This is a genomic window from Rhizobium sp. P1_E1, from assembly GCF_056406015.1.
Genome location: NZ_JBFUAY010000258.1, coordinates 1 through 5,579, shown reverse-complemented (window position 1 = coordinate 5,579; position 5,579 = coordinate 1). Strand labels below are relative to the sequence as shown.

Annotated in this window: 7 protein-coding genes and 5 pseudogenes; 6 read left to right on the top strand and 6 right to left on the bottom strand. The window is 57.7% G+C overall.

Translation table 11 applies throughout. The annotated features are described in order from the left end of the window. Positions 1-247: pseudogene (locus AC1D1Z_RS33345) on the top strand (rhizopine-binding protein); the annotation flags it as partial. Between the two features lie 177 nt (positions 248-424). Here the strand turns inward: AC1D1Z_RS33345 and AC1D1Z_RS33340 are convergent. Both AC1D1Z_RS33340 and AC1D1Z_RS33335 read right to left on the bottom strand, forming a co-directional pair. After that, positions 425-690 (bottom strand): annotated as a pseudogene (locus tag AC1D1Z_RS33340) (hypothetical protein); the annotation flags it as partial. After that, positions 680-976, bottom strand: coding sequence for a hypothetical protein (locus tag AC1D1Z_RS33335; protein ID WP_477853118.1), 297 nt, complete (start codon positions 974-976; stop codon positions 680-682). The pseudogene AC1D1Z_RS33340 and the gene AC1D1Z_RS33335, both read right to left, overlap by 11 nt. A gap of 57 nt (positions 977-1,033) precedes the next feature. On the opposite strand from AC1D1Z_RS33335, the gene AC1D1Z_RS33330 reads away from it, so the two are divergent. Further along, positions 1,034-1,417 (top strand): AraC family ligand binding domain-containing protein, encoded by a 384-nt coding sequence (locus AC1D1Z_RS33330; RefSeq protein WP_077988349.1) that lies wholly within the window; start codon positions 1,034-1,036, stop codon positions 1,415-1,417. A gap of 46 nt (positions 1,418-1,463) precedes the next feature. Here AC1D1Z_RS33330 and AC1D1Z_RS33325 read toward each other — a convergent pair whose 3' ends face one another. After that, positions 1,464-1,670 carry a hypothetical protein gene (locus AC1D1Z_RS33325; RefSeq protein WP_018245239.1) on the bottom strand — a complete coding sequence of 69 codons (207 nt, stop codon included), beginning with the start codon at positions 1,668-1,670 and terminating at the stop codon, positions 1,464-1,466. A gap of 330 nt (positions 1,671-2,000) precedes the next feature. Here AC1D1Z_RS33325 and AC1D1Z_RS33320 point away from each other — a divergent pair, with 330 nt between their 5' ends. Beyond that, a complete protein-coding gene (locus tag AC1D1Z_RS33320) occupies positions 2,001-2,219 on the top strand; it encodes a helix-turn-helix domain-containing protein (RefSeq protein WP_477853116.1) in 219 nt (72 codons plus the stop codon). A 564-nt stretch (positions 2,220-2,783) separates the two neighbouring features. After that, complete coding sequence (locus tag AC1D1Z_RS33315) at positions 2,784-3,257, top strand: VOC family protein (RefSeq protein WP_018245242.1); 474 nt, start codon at positions 2,784-2,786, stop codon at positions 3,255-3,257. 78 nt (positions 3,258-3,335) lie between these two features. Here the strand turns inward: AC1D1Z_RS33315 and AC1D1Z_RS33310 are convergent. Further along, positions 3,336-3,673, bottom strand: a pseudogene (locus AC1D1Z_RS33310) (HipA domain-containing protein); the annotation flags it as partial. Between the two features lie 35 nt (positions 3,674-3,708). Between AC1D1Z_RS33310 and AC1D1Z_RS33305 the strand changes: the two are divergent. Both AC1D1Z_RS33305 and AC1D1Z_RS33300 read left to right on the top strand, forming a co-directional pair. Next, positions 3,709-4,005: pseudogene (locus AC1D1Z_RS33305) on the top strand (class I tRNA ligase family protein); the annotation flags it as partial. A gap of 51 nt (positions 4,006-4,056) precedes the next feature. Next, a pseudogene (locus AC1D1Z_RS33300) lies at positions 4,057-4,272 on the top strand (IS6 family transposase); the annotation flags it as partial. A 163-nt stretch (positions 4,273-4,435) separates the two neighbouring features. Here the strand turns inward: AC1D1Z_RS33300 and AC1D1Z_RS33295 are convergent. After that, the gene (locus tag AC1D1Z_RS33295) at positions 4,436-5,053 is read right to left on the bottom strand and encodes a nucleotidyltransferase family protein (RefSeq protein WP_026242397.1); all 618 of its coding nucleotides are present in this window, start codon (positions 5,051-5,053) and stop codon (positions 4,436-4,438) included. Between the two features lie 300 nt (positions 5,054-5,353). Then, positions 5,354-5,579 (bottom strand): hypothetical protein (locus AC1D1Z_RS33290; protein ID WP_477853113.1); only part of this gene is annotated, 226 nt, incomplete at its 5' end.

Genomic DNA, 5,579 nt, shown 5'->3' with positions numbered 1-5,579 from the left:
GAAGGCAGCCGGCAAGGATATGACCAAGGTTGTCGTCGGCGGCGTCGACGCCACGCAGGACGCGCTTGCCGCCATGCAGGCGGGTGATCTCGACGTCACGGTGTTCCAGGATGCCGCCGGCCAGGGCAAGGGCTCGCTCGATGCAGCGCTCAAGCTCGCCAAGGGCGAAAAGATCGACAAGAAGGTCTACATTCCCTTCCAGCTCGTGACGCCTGCCAACGTCAAGGACTTCGTCACCAAGAACTGAGGCGATGAGCAAAAGGTGCGGGCTTTGCCCGCACCTCACAGCATCAGTATGCGGTGCAGGCGACAGCCGACGTTCTCGGCGGCTACCGAGACGGCTAGACCCGACAAAACCGCGCGGCGTTGTCGTGGAGCTGCAGGCAGTTTACATCTGTTGCCAGCGCCCCCCGGCTATTCCGCTAGGGTCCAGTCGGCCGAAGGCATGGGTCAGCTCAGACAGGCAGACCGCCGAATGGTGACATAGGCGATACGTGATCAGCCTATCGACCTCCACCGGCGAGCGCCCTTGAAACATCCAGGTAGACGCTCGTATCCAGGAACAGAGGCCCTCCGATTGCCGGTTCGTCGGCAGCCCAAGGAAGATCTTCGTCGGGGCCTGCGCTCGAGCGTCCCGACGTGCTTCTGGGGCTTTAGTGATCGCGGGATTTCAGAGAGTTCAAATCCCAAGATCGATATCCGYCGGGATGCGGCCCTTGCGGCCCACCAGACGTGCGCCAAAGTCGTCTTCGAGAGCCAGCCGTGAAAGCGCCAATTCCAGCAACTCAGTGTCAGATGTAACATGGGCACGCTTCTTGGCTGCCTCGATCAACTCCGACGGCACTCGCCCCGACAAGCGGGTATTCTTCGCCGTACCAAGGAGACCGACGGCCTTCGCTTGCTCAAGTACGAGCCTATTGCGAGTCAACGCGACTTCCGCTTCGCTTTCCGCAACAGTTCGTGGTTGGGTAGCCATAAGAATCTCCCGTGTTGAGCAGAATATAGATTGTGTTGAACAGGAAGGCGAAGTTCAATAGCAGTAGGGGTTGCGATCCAGGAGTTCGCGGCAATCCACCATGGGAATGACGACGGGGAGCGGGCACCGGACGGGTGGAGACCGACAACGATACCCGAAGGCTCTATTTTCCTGCTCTTTCCCGGTGCCCGGCACCGGTATGCCCCGCATCGCCGTACCGGATGGGTCGAGCACTGGATCGAATGCCGGGGAGGCGCCTTCAATTTCGCATGCGACGCCGGCTCGGCGCAACCGGAGCAACCAAGCAGCTCCGAGATTTCAGATTTGTTCACTTCGATCCACGCGTTGGCGCAGCCCGATACCGCGCGCAATCAGCCGCGCATCTCAACCCTTGGATTTCAGTTGGCTTTTCACTCGATTACTGACCAAAAATTATATTAAAATATTGGTCAGAAAGCGCCTGCTATCCCGAGACTCAAGCTTGAGACTATTCTTCTAGCAGGCCGTCGAAGACCTCGAGCATGGCATCGCTGATGGCCTTGCCAAGTGCGGCGGCAGTCTCCGCCAGCGCTTCCTCATTCATATCACGAGCAGCCATCGCGAAGGCCGCACCTTCGGCCGCAACGATTGCTTGCGCGCGTTGGATTGCCCAGAGCGCCAAGTCACTGCGGTTGCTGATCTCCACGGTCTCCATGTTTTCTCCTGATCTGTAYGAGCGATCCCTTATAGCGGATCTGTCGGACGATGTAGTCTGAAGAGTCGTTTTAAGAATGAACCCGAGGTAGCGAAAGACAGCAGTTCGATCTGTTTGTTTCGCCTGAGGCGGCATCTACGATACCTCTCGTCGGCCGCATGCAAGGGGCGTCCGCTCCTTCATCACGTCAGATCTGTACTCCGTCGCACAAACTGATAGAAAGAGCGCCCGCGGAAATCGAGAAATCGTCCGCTGCCGGACGCGGTCGGCAGCGGTGGAACTAGAAAACGGTTTGCACGTTTTCCGGCCGCCAAAAGGAGCCTCAACGACATGAACATGGCCTCGAAGATTGCGAAATCCCCTGTTGTCCCGTCCATCGGCGCCCTGCTTGCAGAGGCTCGCCAGGCTCGCGGCTATTCGCTGGACGACGTCGCAGAAACTACTGGTCTGACTGTTGCGGAGGTGACAGCTCTGGAGAACGACGCGGATTTCGACGCGTCGAGGATCCRAAGAACCGCAGCCGCTCTAGGGGTTTTAGACAAGATTTGAGACGCGCGACGCGCTGACATCGTTACACAGCTACTTCAAGGAGAGTGCCTGCCGCAGCTCATTGAGTAGAGGTCGCGCTTCAATGGGAAGCCGTCCAATGCTGGTACAGCTTATAGGGACAATTAAGCGCCTGACTCAGCCCGGCTGGGACGAGTCGGCTGGCCCAAATCAATTTGCCGAGCGCCTGAAGTCATTCGTCGCAACCTTGCTTTTTAGAGACGCTCGCGCGTCACCTTGCCGAGCGCAGTTTACCGGGTCATTGAGCACTAAACCGGGAGTGCGCTGGTCCTGTTCGATGGACGCGGGCAGCGGTTTGATCTTTGACGGGTCAGAAGTTCATATCGTCTCAAGAGCCCCATCGTCGCCTTGGGCAAATAAGATTTGGATGACGAACCTTATCGCTTGAAGACGACGATTTTCTCCGCCGTCATCTCCCGCGCCGATATCGCTACCGTTGCCGACCAAAGAATCTTTTTGGGATGATGTCGGTTCCTCGATAACTCGTCCGTCTTTCAATCATGACGACTGCTAGACCCCTCACACCAAATCATGAAAGGGACTGAAATGGCCAAGAACACGATCTGCCTTTGGTTCGAGAAAGATGCCGAGGAAGCTGCAAACTTTTATGCGCAGACTTTCCCTGATAGCGCTGTCGGAGCCATTATTCGAGCACCCGGCGATTATCCGGATGGAAAAGTCGGCAACGTTTTGGTTGTCGAATTTACGGTTGCCGGTGTCTCTTGCGTCGGATTGAACGGCGGCTCAACCTTCAAACACAGTGAAGCATTCTCATTCCAGATTTCGACAGAAAACCAGGAGGAAACCGACCGATATTGGAACGCCATCGTTGGAAATGGCGGACGGGAAAGCGAATGCGGGTGGTGCAAGGACCGTTGGGGAATCTCGTGGCAGATCACGCCGCGCGTTTTGATGGATGCCATGAGAACTGGTGGGATTGAAGCAAAAAGAGCCTTCGACGCGATGATGAAGATGCAGAAGATCGACGTCGCGGCAATTGAAGCGGCCGTTCGAGGATAGCGTCGTCGGCAACTTGGCCGCCCACTCTACCGCCAACGTTTCAAGGCGCAATAGCCAGTGTCGGCAACCCGTCTGCCAACCAACGAGGACATTGAAGCAAAGGCGAGAAAACAGCTCTCTCAATGTTTCAGGAACGGAGGTAAAACGCGTACGCTTTCAGCCAGATCCTGATAGCTTGCATATCGCGCGTGCATTTCGTCGAGCTCGAGCATGGTCAAGGCGGATACCATCGACCGGCGATACCAAGCGTTGCCAGCGCGCTGGACAAGCAATACGTCCTTCCCCGACGCTCGGACGACCTTTACAGGCGATACATTCAGACCTGAAAGCGCGGCCAGGCGCATGGCAATGTATTCGCCCTTCACCACGCTATACGTGTCAGAGCTGCTCGAGAATTTTGCGATGAATTTGCGCGCCTTCGCGTAGTGCTGAACGAGCACGCGGCTGGGGCGTGCCCGTGCCTGGGAGCAACGACGTTATCTATGTCTGGTTCGATGCTCTGGCGAACTATCTCAGAAGGCTCGATTACGGTTCCGACGAAACCCTGTTCTGGCGAAACTGGGCACAGCAAGGCGAGCCCTCCCACTTTGTCGGCAAGGAAATTTCCAAGTTTCACGCGATTTAATGGCCAGCGATACTCCTGTCTGCCGAAGTGCTGCTCCCGTCATCGATCTTCGTTCATGGCTACCTAACGGTAGACGGCGAAAGATCGGAAAATCGGCGGGCAACGGCATCGATGGGCCTCGTGGAGTACTATCAGACCAAGGACGCACTGCACTATTACCTGCTTCGCAATATGGGCCTGAACAATCGCGCTGAGAATTCTCATGTGCCACCTCGAAAACGAGAACGGATGATGCATGGATTTCGATCTGCCGGCGGCTTTCAACGTTTCATCTCGGTCTTTTCAGCAACCAGAACTATTTCGTCCCGTCTCACCAGAAACGCTCAGCCCTCGGCACCCATAGTCATCGCATCAGCGCATTGGAAAGTCGTGACCGGCGCAACTGCGTAAATTCATCGGCAAACGCTTTGTCGGCGATTAAGCGAACAACGTGACATAGCCCTTCGAACACAGGCGCCGTCCCTGGCTAGCTTGTCGAGCAGATAGCCGTCAGTGACAGCCGTACGACGAGATCACGGCTCGCCGAGGTTGGCTCAGTCAACATTATAAGCCTTCAGACTGTTCCAGCAGGTGTCCCGCCGGCCGCAATGATCGCCTCCGGCGTGTCGACGTCGATCTGCGCCGCATCACCAATCTCGACGTCTGTCACCGCCAGCCCGGAGGTTTCGATCAGATGGCGGGCGCCCACATCTCCCTCCAGGCGGAGAACGGCATCGTTCAGCGCCCGCGGCAGGATGACCGGATTTCCGCGCTTGCCTTGCGATACGGCGCGAACAATAGATGCGCCATTGGCGTCGCGAAACGCGGTGATCATTCTGTTCAAATCGTCTGTGGTCACGCCCGGCATGTCAGCGAGCATGACGAGAACGCCCTCCGTGTCGTCGGCCGCGGCAGCGGCAAAGCCCGTCGTAAGCGAACTTGCCATGCCCGCCGGGTAGGCCGGATTTGCGATGATCGTCACCGGGAGATCGACCAGGACCTTGCGGATGTCATCTTGGCGATGGCCGACGACAACCGTGACCGATGCGGCATCGCTGCCCATCGCGATCAGGGCTGACCGGCGAACAAGCGGCATGCCGTCAAAAGCAGCCAGCAGCTTGTGACCTCCGTTCGGGCCCATGCGCGTTGCCATTCCTGCCGCCAGCAGGACGATTGCGACCTTTGGCTGCAATGACGTCTCCTTCAAGGTCTCACGCGGCATCGACCCTGTCTGGATTTCCATTAGCAGTCCACCCACGCCCATGCGACCAATATCGTACCCGTTGGGATGTTCCCCTGCTAGAATCCGCTCCGGCAGTCGATCGAAGCCATTCCGTTTTGGGCCGCGGGCGTAACCCCGGATCCCCGACGGCATAACAGGTACCGATCTCGCCGAAAAACCATGAGGTTTCCCGGATCCATCGGGATGTCGACGCGCAGGACTGCGGGAATGAAATCGCCATGCACCGACGACGATGATCAGTCGCGGGCTTCATCGGCAATGGGCGGCGGCATCTCTCCGAATGGTATCGCCGATGCGGGCTGCCGTCACCTTGACGAAGGCCTGCCCGCTCCAGCTACACAAGGTCGCCTTGGCATAGTACATGCCGCTTCGAACGGGCTTCTTCCGTAGGTCGTAGCGCATGAGGCGACCAGCCAGCGTCGTCGGCAAGAACTGAGGGCGTTTCATTGCGGCCCATCCCAGGAGAGCGAAGGGC